This is a genomic window from Streptomyces sp. NPDC059456 (assembly GCF_042750055.1).
GTDB lineage: Bacteria > Actinomycetota > Actinomycetes > Streptomycetales > Streptomycetaceae > Streptomyces.
In genome coordinates, this window is the sequence record NZ_JBHYVA010000011.1 from 18,621 (window position 1) to 33,932 (window position 15,312).

Below are 15,312 nucleotides of genomic sequence, written 5' to 3' on the forward strand. Positions count from 1 at the left end.
TCAAGGAACCTGTCGATCAATCCTTTTCCGTCCAGGCCTTTTTGGACCATCGGGGCATGCCGCAGAACATCCCCGCATGTAAATCGAGACCAATCACTACTACACCCCCACGGCTCCCGGACCTGCGCGACTGGCTGCCCGAGGACCACCTCGCCTGGTTCGCGATCGAGGCGACCGGGCAGCTCCAACTCGCGCCCTTCCAGGGCGCCTACCGCTCAGCCGAGCACGGCCGGACTGCCCACGAGGTGCCGCCGAAGCGGCGCCCGTTCGCCGTATATTTCGCGGTTGAAGCCAGGAGGACGGCAGCGGCGGCTGCCTGTGCGGTTGCGGTTGGCGATCCGGTCGGCGGGTCGTGGGTTCACAGCCCTGACCCCGCGGGCTCGATCATCGGCGCGGTACTGGGCGGCGGGCATCGTGGAGGCGATGATCGCGCGGTGGTAGCGCAGCGGGACGTGGCGGCTACCGGGACCACGACCGCGTGCTGATCGTCACCGATGAACAGGCCGCACACCAGGAGCCCGGCAGACAGGCCGAACCGGTACCGTCCGCGGTACCCGTGTACACCTGGAACTTGGCGGGATACCAGCCGGCCCACATTCCTTCAGGCCCCCACCGGCACACCTTCGGCGGGCTCACGGACGCCGCGTTCCGGATGATCGACCTCATCGAAGCCGGCCGCCACGCAACCTGGCCGTGGACCGCGGATACGGCGTAGCGGGAGGCCTCCCTCCCTGCGAGGTCGTACACGGTGAGGGTCTCACCGGAGGGCCGGACGCCTTGCTGTACGGGGAAAGCCTGATGCAGCGCCCTGGGACGTCGTGGCGTGCGGCGCCGCCTCAGCGCTCGCCGCGACGGGAGCCGCCTGGCCCGTGTCTCTTTCGTCCGCCCGAATGGAAGTCCGTGCGCGCGTGAGAACCAGAGGAGCACGCCGAGGGCCGGGGTCCGCGGAAGGCGGCCGGGACCGAGGGCGGGGTTGCCGGCCGCCTCAGGCCGAGCCGTCGTGATGAATGTGCATGTCACCGTTGGTGACGGCGTAAACGGTTCCTTCGTCCTTCGCCGTGTTGGTCTGTGTCGACTTCACGGGCTCCGCTTCGGGCACGGTTCGAGGGACGCAGGCGGAGGCGGATCGATGCACTTCGACGTGGTTGTCGTGGCCGACGACCACGGGACCGGACACGTCCCCGCCGATGCGGATCGTGAACTCGTCGCCCGATGACTGCGACTGCGACTGCGACACGTTGATGACTCCTCACTGGCCCGTAGCCGTGGCCGGCACGGACAGTCCAGACTGGTCCACTGGGCGGGCCCGACGGGGGCGTTTGCGGTTCGGCTCCGCCGCGCGGGCGCTAGGAGCCACGTCGGACCCGCAGGTGATGAACCGCGATTCCCGCGGAACGTTAGTAGCAGAGGTCGAGGATTGCGCCCGAGTCGTCGCCGACGGCATCCACGTACTGGCTCACGGCCGCGTGGTCCTTGTTCGTGATGGCGGTGGCGAGAGCAGCGGCGTCGGCGGAATTCTTCTGGATCGCCGCCCTGACCGCCGGGTCGGTTGCTACGGCGGCCGCTGCCGCCAGGTCTTCGGAAAGCGCCCTTTCGGACGCGGCCCACGCTTGATCAGCGCCGGGGTTCGTGACCGGAGCCGTGGCCATCCTCTCATCGTTCTTCTGGCGTGCCTTGCTCTGCTCATCGCACCCTGCCGGATGTCTGAAGGGATCGCCGGTCGGGGTCGGGGTGTCCGTCAGCGCGGTCGGGAGGGAGAACGACGGCATCGGCAGCGCCTCGTTGCGTGCGTCTCCCGACGGGGTTCGCCCAGGCGTAGAGGAGAAAGAGCTGATGGCGTAGCCCAGGCCGACGACGAGCACGCAGGCGACGACCAGGGACACGATGGTGGCGATCAAGCTGCTCATCCCCGCAACCGCCGTACCCGCTGCTCCTGTGGCGCCGGTCGAGGCTGCCGTCCCGCCGCCCCAGGTGCCGCCGCCGACGCCGGACGAGTGCGCAACGCTGCCCGACGTCCCGCCGTGACCGGTGAGGGCCGAGCCGCTGCCGCCTCCGTCGCCTGTGACGGCCTGTGTACCGGTGCCGCCGTGGCCCGCCGCGGCGTGCGCACCACTGCCACCGTCACCGGGGGTGCTGCCCCAGGAGCCACCACCTCCGGAGCCCAGTGACGGCTGGGCTACGGAACCGTGTCCGGCTGAGGCACCGGAATGGGCCGAGCCGAAACCGTTGCCCTGCATATAGTGAGGGACGTCGAAGCCGGGTTGCCCACCTCCCGCGTGGGCCCCGACTCCCCCATCCCCCGCATGGGCCCCCGCTCCCCCGCCGGGAGCGCTCGACGCTCCGGCGGCGCCCAGCTCGTGCCCGATCCACGCCGACTGCGCCAGCAGCGCCGCGTACACGACCCGCCTGCCGATCAACAGGGCGCGTACGGCCTCCTCGTGAAGGAAGTACGCCTCGGCCCTCCGGTCGCCGGCTGCGCGGGAGGCCACCCAGCCACGACCGAGAAGCCTCCCCCACACGCCGAACCTCAGCGAACGGGCCAGCCCCGGCGATGCGGCCCGCGCGAGGCGCACCGCAAGATCAGGGCGCCCGGCCGACTCCGCCACCTCGGCCACCTTCTCCAGTACCCCGCCGTGGGCCGCCAGCTCCAGCGGTGTGGTATCCCGGAGCGCCCCCCACCGGGCGAAGTGGTCACACAGCCGCTCGGCCGAGAACGGAGCATCACATCGTTGACGCACCACGGGCACCGTGTCGGCGACAGAGCCATAGCCGTACTCGCCAGTCCGTACCAGACCCAGCCGCACCAGGCGGTCGCACAACGCCTCGGGCTCCGCCACCCCCGTCAGCGCTCCTACGTGCGAGGCCGCCAACTCGACTCCGTCGAGGGTCGCTAGCAGTCGCAGCACGCCCATAACCGACTCGTCCTCGGCGAGCTGGTCGAGCAGCGCCGGGAGCAGGGCGGCGACCTCACCCACGCGCGGGAGGCCGCCCTCGCCCTCCGGGCGGGAGCGCGCCAGGGCAGCTGCCCGCAGGAGCGGTAACGGGAGGCCGCCTGCCGCCTGCCACAGGTCTGCGGCCGTCTCGCGTTCCGACTCCGGCAGCGTTCCTCCCCACTCCCGTGCCAGCAACCTGAGTCCGGCGGTCTGTGACAGGCCGGACAGTTCCAGCGCCGTGCCGCTGCTCCACAGCGTCCGCTCGACACCGGTGAAGACGAACGTCGCCTGGGGTGCCGTGTCCATCAGTTCCAGCAGCTGATCGGAGGTCAGGCTGGCGTCGTCCACGTACACCGTCACCCGCACGCTGGCCATCAGCCTCCGCAGCTCTACCCGGGTCGGCGCGTAACCCGGGGCCTCGTAGCAGGCCTCGAACATCTCCTGGGCGAGGTCCTCGACGTCACGATGGGCCCCGCCGAGGAACACCACTCCGTCCGGGCCCGACGGCAGCAGCCGTGCGGCGTGCCGCAGCAGCGTGGTTTTGCCGACCCCAGGTGGCCCCCACAGCTGCACCGGCCCGCCGGCACGGACAGTCGCCGCCAGTGCCTGCATCGCCTCTTCCCGACCCACCGGCTCCGACCCGCTCCGGGGCAACACCTCGGCCCGCTCCCGTCGCCGGGGGCGGGGCCGTTCGGAGCCCGCCAGCACCGTCACCCGGGAGCCGTTCTGCGCGTCGACGACCACGTTGTGGTTGCCCGCGATCACAGGGCCGGTCACGCTACCGCCGACGTCGATCCGGTGCGCCGCACTTGGACCCACAGGTGTCGGGGCGTTGTCGTCTCTCTCTGGCATGGCTCCCTCTGTTTCGTCCGCTGGTCCGCCCTCGTATGCCACCGTCTGCCACCGGCCGCTGCCACGGTAGTGGCCTCCCGGCGCCCGCATGCCGTCGTATTACGGCTTCCTCAACACTTCCTGCTTTGCCGTCACTCGAAGGCGAGTTGCCGCAACCCAGCGACGTTCTCGACCCGGAAGGTGCGGTACCCGGTCGACACCACGCCTGCTTCACGGAGCCTTCGCAGTGCCTTCTGCACGGTGGGCTCCGCGGCGCCGGCGAGAGTGGCCAGTTCGGGCTGGGTGATCGGCCAGCGGATGACGGCCCCCGCGCCCGTTCGCTCTCCGTAGGTCATCGTGATCTGGTAGAGCACACGGGCTAGCCGCGTCGGGGCGTCGCAGCCGGCGAAGTCGATGCGGTGGCTCGTGGCAACGCGCAGTTTCGCGACGATCGCTTCGTTGACCGCCTGGGCGATCCGCCGATCGCTCCGCATGCAGTCGTGGAAATCGCCCCGGGTGACGACGCGGGCGACGACCGGTCCGCACGTCGTCACGGTCGCGGAACGCCGGCCCCCGTCGACGGCGGCGAACTCCCCGACCAGGTCCCCACCCATCCGAACGGCCAACAGGGCATCCCGGTTGTCGTTGGTGCGCCCGGTCGCCTTCACCACCCCGTCGAGCAGTATCAGCACGAACGTGGTCTCCTCCGCTTCACGCATCAGAACGCGGCCGGTCGGGTAGCGCGCGAGCACCCCCAGCGCGAGCAACCGGTCACACGACCCGGGCGGAAGCCCCCCGAGCACGCTCGTCGACGGCCATGCCCACACCTCGCGTGGCCGCCGCCCGGCTCTGCCACGCCGTTCGAGTTCCGGTTCCCGTTCCCCAGGATTCACCACGGCACCAGTGTGCCCCCTCGCTCCTGCGCCTGCCGGTCATTGCGACCAACAGGCCCCGGGAGGGGCAGACTTCGTGGGAATCCGTACGGGTACGGGATTGCCTGGGCACGCATGGTGCACAGTGGGGGCGCGGGAGGGCACCGTCGCATTGACGCGTCCTGCCGCCCGCGTGTCAGGTGCGCCACCTCCAGGAGGGACAGTTGGACGCAGTGCTGGAGTACCGGCCCATGGTGGCCGTGGACATCGAAGGCTCGGGGGGCCGGGGCGACGTAGCCCTGCTGCGCATACGCGAGGCACTCCTGACCATGTTTCAGGAAGCGCTGAAAGAGAGCGGAATCGACTGGCAGGAGTGCCGCTTCCACGACCTCGGGGACGGCATCCGGATCATCGCCCCTGCCTCGGCGCCCAAAGCCAGGCTGATCCATCCGCTCTTCCACGAGTTGGTGATCCGGCTGCACGCGCACAATCGGACGGCCGCTCCGGCGACACGGATTCGGGTGAGGGTGGCGCTCCACGCAGGTGACGTGTGGCTCGGACCGAGCGGCGCCGTCGCCGGGGGGCCGCTGGAGGTGCTGGCCCGGCTGCTCGACGCCCGCCCGGCCCGGGAGTCGCTGGCCGGGGCACCGGACACGATACCGGCGTCGCTCCTCGTGTCGCGGCACTTCTACGACGAAGTGGTGCGACACGGATATCCGGGCATCGACCCGGGAGCGTTCCGGCGGGTCGAAGTCGCGGTGAAGGAGTACGCGGCGGACGCCTGGCTCCACCTGCCCGTGTCCGGGGCAGCCCCGCTCCCGACGGGTGGGTCCTCTTCGGCCACGGCGAATCCGACCGGGGCCGTGGAGCCGCGGCAGGAGCGTCCGACGGACCGCTCGAAGATGGTCAACAGGGCGTCGGGCCACGGGGTCGTCTACGCCACGCAGAACGGGGACCAGCACATCAACGTCACCGGCCACACATCTGGACGTGGGTGAGGGAGGGGAATTCCGTGCAGGACGAACTGGCCGCGCTGGCGGGAGCCGGAGCGGCGGCCCTGGTCACGACGATGACCACGGAGCTGTGGCAGACCACGCGCGACGGTATCGCCGACCTGTTCGGACGGTCCGGTCGACGGCGCCGAGAGATCACGGCCCGACTCGACGGGCACGCCGCACTGGTCGAGGGGGCTGCCACCCCCGACGAGGTGCGGCGGGCACTTCTCAACTCCTGGGCGGTGGAACTGGAAGCCCTGCTCCACCAGGAACCGTCCTTCCTGGAGCCGCTCGCGCGACTGGTCGCAGAGGTGCAGCGCGAGCTGCCGGACAGTCGCCGGGACGTCGTCGGCACGCACCTGGAGCAGAACAACACGGCCCGCGACTCCGGGATCGTCTTCGCCGTCCAGGGCGGTGACCAGCCCGTGCGCTGGGCAGGTCATGGAGGACCTCCGCCCGGCGCGAGGGCATAGGCGCGGCCGCCCGTCCACGCTATTCCTCCCCCGCCCCCGAGCGCGCGGCCGCCCGCCATCGAGTCGGCGGCGGCGAGCCGGTCCGCGCCGAGCGGGCACTGACCGCGGCGGAGGAACGCGAGGCCTCGCCGCGCGGTGCCGGCCACCGGCCGGGCCGCCCGTGGGATCCCAGCTCCTGTCCTCCACTCGCTGGCCGCGCTCGTCTCGCCGGCGCCACCACTCGTACGCCGCACGGTCCTCCGCCGTCGCGTCCCGCCAGCGGTGCCCGACGCGATCTCCAAGGGTTTGTCGGGGCGGGCGGTGTACCTGCCGGTGTCGGTGCTGCGGGACCTGCACGAGTACCCGGAGTGGGATCGGCGGGAGGCGATCGAGTACGGACGCGCCCGCGGCTTCTACATCCCGACGCGGCGCTCCCTGGTGGTGGAGGACCCGACGCGGCCGCGGGTGCGCCTCGGCGGGCGGTGGGTGCCGATATCGCGGCTGGACTCGGCGGAGCGGCGGCGGCTGCTGGTAGGAGGTGATCAGGGCTTCGAGCCTGCAATGGTGTGGCTGAACCAGTGGGGGCTGCCGATGTCGGTCTCGGGCTGGGAGCAGGTCTTCGCCGACGCCAACGCGCCATGCGCGGCGGCCGGCGTGGGAGTGCGGACGAGTCCGCACGGACTGCGGCACTCGTCCGCGGTGATCACGCTGGAGCTGCTGGTCTGGGATCCGGAAGCGGGCCGGCTGTCGTTCAAGACGTTGCAGCGCCGAGCCGCCGCCCGCGCCCGTAGCGGCCCACGCTCGCGGTCCGCATCCCTGCTTCATGGCTCTGGACGTCCTCCAGCTCGACGGATCCGAGTTGAGTTGGCAGGCCTGGTCGGAGTCGGCTGCTGTGTGTGATCCTCTGTTACTGCCCCGGTCGCGGGGGTGCACAAGGGGGGAACGCGCATGCGCAACGTACTTCGCGCTGCCTTCGGGGCGGCGATATTGCTGGTCACGGCCTCTACGGGCTGCTCAGGCGGGGAAGGGACCGCTGCGAAGCCGTCGGCCACTCAAGCCGCCGCCTCAAGCGCTGCGCCGACTCCCTCGCCTCCGGATCTGACCGCGGTGATCAACCGGACCCGTACGACCCTGATGGCATCGGGGGCAGTGGGCCGCGACGCCCCCGGCTCCCAGGGCCTGATGCTGGTCGAGGCCTGGCCAACCGGCGCCGCCTACGCCTGGGAGACGTCCGACCAGCGCCTGTGCTGGGCCTCGGCCGGCGAAACCGGATCCTCCGAGCGGGCCTGCGCCACCGACCCCACCACCATCGGAAACTCGCGCGGGGTGGACCAGCTCGCAACCCTCTTCACCGACGGATGGGTTCGTCTCTTCGCCTCCGACCACCAGCAGGTGACCTCCGCGACCTGCGGCGGCGAACCCCTGGAAGTCCGCCGGGTCGGTACCGTCGCGGACGGCGCCCGGACCCTGTATGCGATGTGGTTCCCGGACTACACGAAGGGCAGCATCACGCTGCTCCTGACCCACGACGGCACCACGTCCACAGCCCCGCTCCAACTCGGCGACATCGGCGACCGCGCCTGCGCCCCCTCCTAGGGCTTGTCCAGCCGGTCCTGCGCGAAGCCGGACGAAACCTGCCCGGCGCCGGGCAGGACCGAAGCGGCGACTTCAGCATTTGTCCGGCCCCGCCGGGTCACCAGCACAACCGCGGGTCTTGTACGTGCTCCGGCGAGTGCCGGTCCTCTCCCCTGCCCAGACCGGTCCGGACCAGGAAGCCAGGGTCAACGTCCCACAGCGGCGACGCGGTGTGAACTCGCTGGGTGCCGGGGATGCCCACCTCGGCCAGGACTCCGTCGCGGAACATCCACAGACCGAACAGGTCGTCGTCCTGGTCGTGCAGCATGACCTGCACGCAGGCGGGCTCGTTCCAGGGCAGGGACTCCAGGTCCTTGAGCACCCCGCGGCGCCGATGCGCCTTCTCGAACTCGATGTGCCAGCCCCCTACGAACCAGGGGATCTGTACGAAGCAGCCGAGCCAGGTGCGGGCCTCGTCCGGCCGCGTCAGCGGCTCCATCACCTCGTCCTCGTACCGCGCCAACACGATGACCTGCGCCGTTCTACTCATGCCCACATGTCACACCGCGCCGGGCACCGAAGGCAAACCGTTTGGGACCGGGACTCGTCGAGCCTCCCTCGTCACGCGGGGTCGCCTGAGACCAGCCGCTCCACAGGTCGTTGGCCTGCTCGTGCCCAGCCTCTCATTCGCGCGCCGGCGCACCGGACGTACCGCCGAGCACGTCAAGGGGCGGTCCTGCCCGCGCAGGGTGCGCCAGACCACCGTATGCGGGTCCACCGAGCCTCGGCCGGCGACGTAGCGCCGGCCACAGCAAGGCGTCCGGCGACAGCGGAGCCACCCGCCACACCCCCGTACCCTTCGACGCGACCCACAAGCGCTGACCGGGCCAGTCGATGTCGGCCCTTCGGACGCCCAGCAGCTCGGTGGCGCGTGCCCCTGAGCTGATATGGCACGAGAGCAGGGCCCTGTCGCGATCGCTTTCCATCACCGCAAACAGCTCGCCCCCGCCGCGTCGGAGAATGAGCGCGGCGCCGGTTGGGAGGACGTCTGGCGCAGTCGGCAGCGGTGCGCTGGACAGCGAGAACGGATGCTTCGCCGAACTCGGGTGGGCCAAGCCCCTCCCGCCCTTAGGGACCGCCACCAGGGACGTCTCTGACCACGGGTAACATCTTCGGCGCGGACATATCCGGGGGGAGGGGGCGAGCGATGACGGGATGGCTGTCGTTCCGGGGCGCCGCCTCGGCGGCGCTGCTGACAGTGGTGACGGTGGCGTCCTGCACGGCGGGCGGGAGCGACGAGGTCGGCACGTGCAAGGTACGGCACGAGCTCGACCAGATCACCTCACGGTTCCCGTCGTTCAAGCAGCTTGAATCCACGTCGTGGTGCGGGATCGACCCGGACAAGCCGTCCCGGTCGCTGCCCTCGCAGAACAACATCCGCCTCGTGGGCGTGCTCAACGCGGTGGACGACCAGGGTGTGCTGAAGGACCTGGAGAACCCCGCTCTGGAGTTCCAGCCCGTCGTGCCCAAGCACGTGCCTCCGGAGATCATGAAGCTCCTGCCGGAGGGGGCCGAGTGGATGATGAGCGACCGGATCAACAAAACCATCACCGAAAATCTCTACTCCGGGGTCTTCTACTACGACAAGCGGAGCGGACAGGTGCTCTTCGACTGCTCGAACCCGATCCGAAAGGACGGTCCGGCACCCGTCGTAACCAGCAACTGAACCACCGGGCCGGATAGCGGTCCGGGGGCCGATGCCATGACGCGGACGAGGTGCGGTATTCCCAGGCGATGGCTTCGAGGGTTCGGCGGTGGTCGGCCCACCGCCGTCCGCGGACCGGATCGGCCGGCACCAGCGGCTTGATTCTGTCCCACATCGCATCACGGATCACCGACCGGACGGACACACCTGATCAACTGAGTGGCCCGTCGAAGGGACACGCTTTACCCTGATTCCCCGGTGAGGCAGGCGTGGCACAGGCATCGGTCCGGATGTGAACCGTACGGCGCAATCTCGACGCGGTACTGGCGTGCGTACCCTTCCAGCGTCGCGGAGACTTCCGCTGCGTAGTCCGCGCCGAGCCCACCTTCGCGTCCTGCCTCACACAGCCGCTCCAAGACGCGCGGCGTGTGGACGAGTTTCGGCCGGAAGCCGTAGAGGTGGCGTGTCGCCGTAGCGATGCCGATTCACCGGCTGGTGTGCCGCTCACGTCCGACTACCGTGACCCGATCCCCCCGGGCCCCAGTACACCCCGGCCACGTAGACCTTCGCCCCGCCCTTGAAGCACTTCGTTCCCGGGCGCAGTTCCTGGCCGCCAACTCCGCACCGACGCCAGGCCACAACGTTCGCTGCCACCAACCAGACCGGCTCCGCCGGTGGGACATCCGCCTCGGTCAACGGGCGGCGGAGACGGCCTCGGCCCCCGCCACACCCCCGGACGCCAAGGAGCGCCATGCACAGCACCGAACCCGAAGCCGTCAACGCCCGCGCCTGGACCACGTACGGCACCCACCATCTGCAACGAGGCACCGACATCCCGGAAGTCGACCGCATCTCCTGGGGATTCTGGCCGACCGGCCCCGGCGCCGAAGACCTGACCGGCCTACGCGTCCTGGACCTGTGCTCCGGGCTGGCCAAACACGCCGCCCACCTGGTGAGCGAGCACGGCGCCACGGTCGACGCCGTCGAAGCCTCTGCCAGCCAGCACGCACGCGCCCTCGCCCGCTACGGCGACCTCCCGGGTCTCGCCCTCATCCACGCGGACGCCGTCGATCACCTGCACCGGGCCGAGCCCTACGACGTGATCTACTCCATCCGGCTTCGGCTACATCGACCCCCATCGCCTGCTGCCCGCCCTCCGACTGGCCCTCACACCCGGCGGGCGCCTCGCCTTCTCCGTTCTGCACACCAACTCCCACGGGCGCGGTCCCTCTTCGAGCGTCACGCCGCGCGCGGAGATCCTGCCGCTCGCCGGCGGCCAGGACCAGAACGTCGAGATGCCCGCCGTGTGCACTCCTCGTATGAACGCGGTCTGGCCGAGCGTCCGCTATCAGGGAGGAAAGTGCAGGTGAGACTGCGGGTCCGTCGATTCGTCTGTGACTGTTCCCGCTGTCACAGGAAGACGTTCGTCGAACAGGTCAGCGGGCTGAGCGAACGCTATCGTCGCTCCAGTATCGGTCTGAAGCGGTGGCTTCACGCGGTCGAACTCGGAGGCCGCCCTGGCGAACGGCTCGGCCGCAAGATGTCTCTCACCGCAGGACGCAGTCAGCTCCTTGAGCTGCTCGATTCGCCACCGGTGTCTGATCGCGCACCGCGAGTCCTCGGCGTCGACGAGTTCGCCTTCCGCAAGGGACGCACCTACGGAACCCTTCTCGTCGACGTTGAAGCCGGCCAGGTCGTCGACGTCCTGGCCGATCGAACCTCGGCGACCTTCGCTTCCTGGCTGCGCGAACACCCTGGCGCCGAGATCATCTGCCGCGACCGGGCCTCCGCCTACACTCGCGCGGTCAAACTAGCGGCCCCCCATGCCCAGGAAGTCGCAGATCGCTGGCAGTGCGTCATGAGGCGCCTTGTCGTATCCCCGATTCAGTCGGGAAGAATTTGGAGGGAGGTTCTCGGGTCCGATGGCTTACCTAATCCGGAAACGGTGATGGGACCGCAGCATGCCAGATAATCGACGGCCGGGCTCAGGTATCGGAGACGGGGCGTCGAGGGACCCGCGTGACACGGTGAAAGCTGGATTGCCTGAACCCCAATCCCCAGAAAACTGAAGGTCGAGTCCGTCGGAAAGATACCTGAAACCGACGCCGCACCCTGCGACGGCTTTGTCCCATGGCCGTTGCAACCTCCGGAGTGCGGAGCGATGCCCAGCGAGGGTATTCAAGGGGATGAGTGGGGCACCGGGCCGGTACCGGGCGCAGTCAGCTGGCGCAGCGACGCACCGAACTCCCCGGCCGCCAGCTCGGCCAGCGCATCCGCGTCGTCGTCGGTGGACCAGCCGGACAACGAGTCCTCACCGGCCGCGTCGTCGGCCAGGGACAGCCACGGGTCATCGAGGCGGAACCGGCGGGCGGCGCCCCCGGACCCGGCCACCACCAGCGTGGCAACCGTCGGCCCCATGGGTACGCCGATCTTGTCGTGGGCGAGGAGCCAGGCGATGACCGTGCCGCAATCGAACTGCGGGTGGACGTCCGTGCCGGCCACCGGGGCGGGGAAGTCGGGGTGCCGGCGGCGCCAGTTCACGACCGCGGCCCGGCCCACCCTGGCGATCCGCGCCACCCCCGCCAGCAGTACCCGGTCACCGCCGGGGACGGCCGGTTTGAGGGCGGCGAGCGGGGAGCGGCTCCCCGGCCGGGCGGTGCGCACGGCCCGCCAGTCCACGTGAGGGCGGACCACCTCCAAAAGTGCGACCTCCTGGGCGTCGTTGAGCCGAAGCACGATAGTTGTCACCAGCGGCGCCCGCTGACCTGCGGCTCCGGTGGAGCAATGCACGGTGGTTGTCACCAGATCAGCGCGCTACTTGTCACCAGCGTCGCCGCGAAGCACCTTGGGTGTCACCGGCACCCTCGCTCCTCCGGTCGTCTGATCTGCGCGGCGGGTCCGAGGGTCCCCGGGTCACGACTATTGGCACCAAATGGTCATGCCGCTTGCAACCTGCGGTGAATTGCCATTCACGCGCGGGCGAAGCCGCCTCCCCCGGCGGGTGATGACCCCCGTGAACATCACCAGGGCACTACGCCGGCGTCCTCGAAGAACTTGCCGGTCGGGCCGTCGTCGGGCAGGGTCGCGAGTTTGATGGCGATCGCCGCGCCCTGTTCGGGGGTGCGCACGCCGCGGAAGCCGTTGAGGTCGGTCGCGACGTAGCCGGGGCAGCCGGCGTTGATCAGGATGTTCGTGCCGCTCAGCTCCCGGGCGTACTGGAGGGTGACGGCGTTCAGGAACGTCTTCGACGGCGCGTACGCCACGGCCACCGGACCCGTCGTCTGCTCAGCAGCGGTTCCTGACTGCCGGGTGAGGGAGCCGACACTGCTGGACATGTTCACGATCCGTGGTGAGGTGGAGCGGTGTAGCAGCGGCATCATCGCGTTGGTGACGCGGATCACGCCGATCACGTTGGTCTCCACGACCGTCCGGATGGTGGCGGGGTCGACCCGGGTGGGCTCCTGCGGCATGCCGCCGGTGATGGCGGCGTTGTTGACGAGCACGTCGAGGCGCCCGGCCTGTTCCTCGAGCAGCCGTGCGGCGGCGGCCGCGCTCGCGTCGTCGGTCACGTCCAGTGGTACGCCGAACGCGTCTACGCCGGCCGCGCGCAGTCTCTCCACGGCGGCCTTGCGGCGCTGATCGTCGCGGGCGCCGACGCCGACGCTCCAGCCGAGGGCGCCCAGGCCCGCGGCGATCTCGTAGCCGATTCCCTTGTTCGCGCCGGTGACCAGCGCAATCGTTCGTTCACTCATGGGGGCCATGCTGCCCTCGGACTCCGGAGGGGGTCCAAGACCGATCGGGTGGGCGACGATACCGTCCAGGTATCGATCGGGGGTAGCGTGACCGGATGGAGACCCGGGAACTGCAATACTTCGTCGCTGTCGCTGAAGAGCTGCACTTCGGGCGCGCCGCGCAGCGGCTCGGGATCGCGCAGCCGCCTTTGTCGCGAGCGATCCAGCAGCTCGAACGCCGGCTCGGGGCAACGCTGCTGGATCGGACCAGCCGCACCGTCACGCTGACCGAGGCCGGGTCGGTGCTGCTGGCCGAGGGCCGGGCGGCCCTCAGCGCGGTCGACGCTGCTGAGCGCCGGACCCGCCGCGCTGCCCTTTCCGCGACCGGGGGTCCCGGCCTGGTCCTGGTCACGAAAGCCAGCGCGTCCCGCGAACTGCTCGCGAAGCTGCTCGACGCTTACTCCGTCGAACCCGGCGCGGTCGCCGTCGACGTCATCCTGTGCGGCCCGGCCGAGCAGGAACGACTTCTGCGCGAGGGCCGGGCCGACGTGGCGCTGCTGCACCGGCCGTTCGACTCGACGGTCGGGTTCGACACCGAAGAGCTCAGCACGGAGGGCCAGGTTGTTGTCCTGCCGGCCGGGCATCCGCTCACCGTCCGGGCCCATGTGCACATGGCCGACATCACCGGGCTGCCGGGCCTGCCCCTGCCACGCTGGCCCGACCCCAACGGCACCTACCCGCCCGGCCCCGGCCCGCGGGTCCGCGACCACGCGCAGTTGTTGCAGCTCGTCGCGCTCGGCCGGGCTTGCGCGGTCTCACCGGAGTCGTGCCGGGCCCAACTGCCCGGTGACCTCGCCGCCGTGCCCGTGCTGGACGCGCCGAAAGTCACCACCGTGATCGCCTGGCCACCACACAGCCGGTCCAGAGCCGTCGCCGACCTAGTCCGGACTGCGACACGTCTCCAGTAGTTCCAACATGCCTGGCCAGGTTCCACCTTTCGTGGCCCGGCTCAGTTCTGCGCGCCCCGTCCGGCTTCCCTGGTGACAACACGTCTGCCTCGGTGACAACTATCGTGCTTCGGCTCAGTCATTGAGCCGAAGCAGGTTACTGACCTTGAAGGTGGGTTGTCGTAGGGGCTGACGATCGGAGATCGTCGCGGTATGCCGGGTGTATGAGGTGTCCGCAGGGTGGGGGTCTGACCGCGGAGAGGCAAGCGTTCCGCGAGCGGGTCCGGATGGAAGCCGTGGCTATGTTCGCCGCCGGGCAGGGCAGTGCGGACATCGCGAAGGAGTTACGGGTCTGCGTCCGGTCGGTCCAGCGGTGGCGGCAGGCCTGGCAGGAGGCTGGCGGGACGGGGTGCGTTCCCGAGGCCCGGCGTCCCGTCCGAAGCTGAGCGATGTGCTGTTCGCCGCGCTTGAGGAGGAGCCGGCCAAGGGCCCGGTCGCGCATGGCTGGCCTGATCAGAGATGGACGCTGGTCAGGATCAAGACCCTGATCGGCCGCCGGTTCCACAAGAGCATGACGCTGTCGGGAATCTCGCAGATGCTGCGCAGACACGGCTGGAGCCATCAGGTGCCGGCCCGCCGGGCCGTCGAACGTGACGAGGCGGCGGTGGCCGGCTGGGTGAAGGAGGTGTGGCCGCACGTGGAAACACCGCGGCGGCGCTCGGGGCCTGGATCGTCTTCGAAGACGAAGCCGGATTCTCGATGACGCCGCCGACCTCCCGCACCTGGAGCCGGCGCGGGAGCACACCGGTCATCCGGGTCCGCGGCCGTTCCCAGCGCCGCTTCTCCATCGCAGCCCTGTGCTGCTACAAACCCGGCGAACGCTCCCGACTGATCTACCGGCCCAAACGGCACACCGATCACAAGGCCGGGGGCCGCAAGAGCTTCGCCTGGACCGAGTACCGCGACCTCCTCATCGCCGCCCACCAGCAGCTCGGCGGACCCATCGTCCTCGTCTGGGACAACGGACGATCCCCGCAGGCGCGGGGGCGACAACCACGACTGGGCCGGAACCAACAGCGGCAGCGGACGATCCCCGCAGGCGCGGGGGCGACGGGCCGCCCTCATCCGGGCGGGCCCAGTGCGGCGGACGATCCCCGCAGGCGCGGGGGCGACGCGCCCGCCGCCCGACCGTCCGCCGAGACGGCCGGACGATCCCCGCAGGCGCGGGGGCGACGGTCGGGATCACGGCGGCCGGGGTCGCGGCGTAGGAC

The 15,312-nt window shown here is 70.3% G+C and carries 14 protein-coding genes and 3 pseudogenes; 10 read left to right on the forward strand and 7 right to left on the reverse strand.

Annotated features, from left to right (window positions below; translation table 11 throughout):
- Nucleotides 1–56 precede the first annotated feature (56 nt).
- Nucleotides 57–485, forward strand: a complete 429-nt coding sequence (locus tag ACFXA3_RS02425; RefSeq protein WP_385180763.1) for a hypothetical protein — start codon at nucleotides 57–59, stop codon at nucleotides 483–485.
- Nucleotides 446–715: pseudogene (locus ACFXA3_RS02430) on the forward strand (TROVE domain-containing protein); the annotation flags it as partial. The gene ACFXA3_RS02425 and the pseudogene ACFXA3_RS02430, both read left to right, overlap by 40 nt.
- Nucleotides 716–985: 270 nt before the next feature.
- Here the strand turns inward: ACFXA3_RS02430 and ACFXA3_RS02435 are convergent.
- The 3 genes from ACFXA3_RS02435 to ACFXA3_RS02445 form a co-directional block, all read right to left on the reverse strand.
- Nucleotides 986–1,237: a hypothetical protein gene (locus ACFXA3_RS02435; protein ID WP_385180766.1), complete on the reverse strand. Its 252-nt coding sequence runs from the start codon at nucleotides 1,235–1,237 to the stop codon at nucleotides 986–988.
- 160 nt (nucleotides 1,238–1,397) lie between these two features.
- Nucleotides 1,398–3,677 carry an ATP-binding protein gene (locus ACFXA3_RS02440; RefSeq protein ID WP_385180769.1) on the reverse strand — a complete coding sequence of 760 codons (2,280 nt, stop codon included), beginning with the start codon at nucleotides 3,675–3,677 and terminating at the stop codon, nucleotides 1,398–1,400.
- A 239-nt stretch (nucleotides 3,678–3,916) separates the two neighbouring features.
- Nucleotides 3,917–4,531: a Crp/Fnr family transcriptional regulator gene (locus ACFXA3_RS02445; protein WP_385180772.1), complete on the reverse strand. Its 615-nt coding sequence runs from the start codon at nucleotides 4,529–4,531 to the stop codon at nucleotides 3,917–3,919.
- 338 nt (nucleotides 4,532–4,869) lie between these two features.
- On the opposite strand from ACFXA3_RS02445, the gene ACFXA3_RS02450 reads away from it, so the two are divergent.
- The 4 genes from ACFXA3_RS02450 (at nucleotide 4,870) to ACFXA3_RS02465 (ending at nucleotide 7,679) form a co-directional block, all read left to right on the forward strand.
- Nucleotides 4,870–5,634 (forward strand): hypothetical protein, encoded by a 765-nt coding sequence (locus ACFXA3_RS02450; RefSeq protein ID WP_385180798.1) that lies wholly within the window; start codon nucleotides 4,870–4,872, stop codon nucleotides 5,632–5,634.
- A 14-nt stretch (nucleotides 5,635–5,648) separates the two neighbouring features.
- Nucleotides 5,649–6,104, forward strand: a complete 456-nt coding sequence (locus ACFXA3_RS02455; protein ID WP_385180774.1) for a hypothetical protein — start codon at nucleotides 5,649–5,651, stop codon at nucleotides 6,102–6,104.
- A 261-nt stretch (nucleotides 6,105–6,365) separates the two neighbouring features.
- The gene (locus ACFXA3_RS02460; RefSeq protein ID WP_385180777.1) at nucleotides 6,366–6,983 is read left to right on the forward strand and encodes a hypothetical protein; all 618 of its coding nucleotides are present in this window, start codon (nucleotides 6,366–6,368) and stop codon (nucleotides 6,981–6,983) included.
- A gap of 207 nt (nucleotides 6,984–7,190) precedes the next feature.
- The gene (locus ACFXA3_RS02465; protein WP_385180780.1) at nucleotides 7,191–7,679 is read left to right on the forward strand and encodes a hypothetical protein; all 489 of its coding nucleotides are present in this window, start codon (nucleotides 7,191–7,193) and stop codon (nucleotides 7,677–7,679) included.
- Nucleotides 7,680–7,776: 97 nt separating this feature from the next.
- Here ACFXA3_RS02465 and ACFXA3_RS02470 read toward each other — a convergent pair whose 3' ends face one another.
- Nucleotides 7,777–8,208, reverse strand: coding sequence for a hypothetical protein (locus tag ACFXA3_RS02470; protein ID WP_385180783.1), 432 nt, complete (start codon nucleotides 8,206–8,208; stop codon nucleotides 7,777–7,779).
- Nucleotides 8,209–8,865: 657 nt separating this feature from the next.
- On the opposite strand from ACFXA3_RS02470, the gene ACFXA3_RS02475 reads away from it, so the two are divergent.
- Entirely contained in the window at nucleotides 8,866–9,384 is a 519-nt protein-coding gene (locus ACFXA3_RS02475; protein WP_385180786.1) for a hypothetical protein, read from the forward strand.
- A 7-nt stretch (nucleotides 9,385–9,391) separates the two neighbouring features.
- On the opposite strand, the pseudogene ACFXA3_RS02480 reads toward ACFXA3_RS02475, so the two are convergent.
- Nucleotides 9,392–9,568: pseudogene (locus ACFXA3_RS02480) on the reverse strand (transposase); the annotation flags it as partial.
- 546 nt (nucleotides 9,569–10,114) lie between these two features.
- Here ACFXA3_RS02480 and ACFXA3_RS02485 point away from each other — a divergent pair.
- Nucleotides 10,115–11,335 carry a transposase gene (locus ACFXA3_RS02485; RefSeq protein WP_385180788.1) on the forward strand — a complete coding sequence of 407 codons (1,221 nt, stop codon included), beginning with the start codon at nucleotides 10,115–10,117 and terminating at the stop codon, nucleotides 11,333–11,335.
- A gap of 206 nt (nucleotides 11,336–11,541) precedes the next feature.
- Here ACFXA3_RS02485 and ACFXA3_RS02490 read toward each other — a convergent pair whose 3' ends face one another.
- The gene (locus ACFXA3_RS02490) at nucleotides 11,542–12,099 is read right to left on the reverse strand and encodes a hypothetical protein (protein WP_385180790.1); all 558 of its coding nucleotides are present in this window, start codon (nucleotides 12,097–12,099) and stop codon (nucleotides 11,542–11,544) included.
- A gap of 284 nt (nucleotides 12,100–12,383) precedes the next feature.
- Nucleotides 12,384–13,115 carry an SDR family oxidoreductase gene (locus ACFXA3_RS02495; protein ID WP_385180793.1) on the reverse strand — a complete coding sequence of 244 codons (732 nt, stop codon included), beginning with the start codon at nucleotides 13,113–13,115 and terminating at the stop codon, nucleotides 12,384–12,386.
- A gap of 95 nt (nucleotides 13,116–13,210) precedes the next feature.
- Between ACFXA3_RS02495 and ACFXA3_RS02500 the strand changes: the two genes are divergently transcribed.
- Together ACFXA3_RS02500 and ACFXA3_RS02505 are read left to right on the forward strand one after the other, a co-directional pair.
- Nucleotides 13,211–14,062, forward strand: coding sequence for a LysR family transcriptional regulator (locus ACFXA3_RS02500; RefSeq protein WP_385180795.1), 852 nt, complete (start codon nucleotides 13,211–13,213; stop codon nucleotides 14,060–14,062).
- 203 nt (nucleotides 14,063–14,265) lie between these two features.
- Nucleotides 14,266–14,804, forward strand: a pseudogene (locus ACFXA3_RS02505) (winged helix-turn-helix domain-containing protein).
- Nucleotides 14,805–15,312 lie beyond the last annotated feature (508 nt).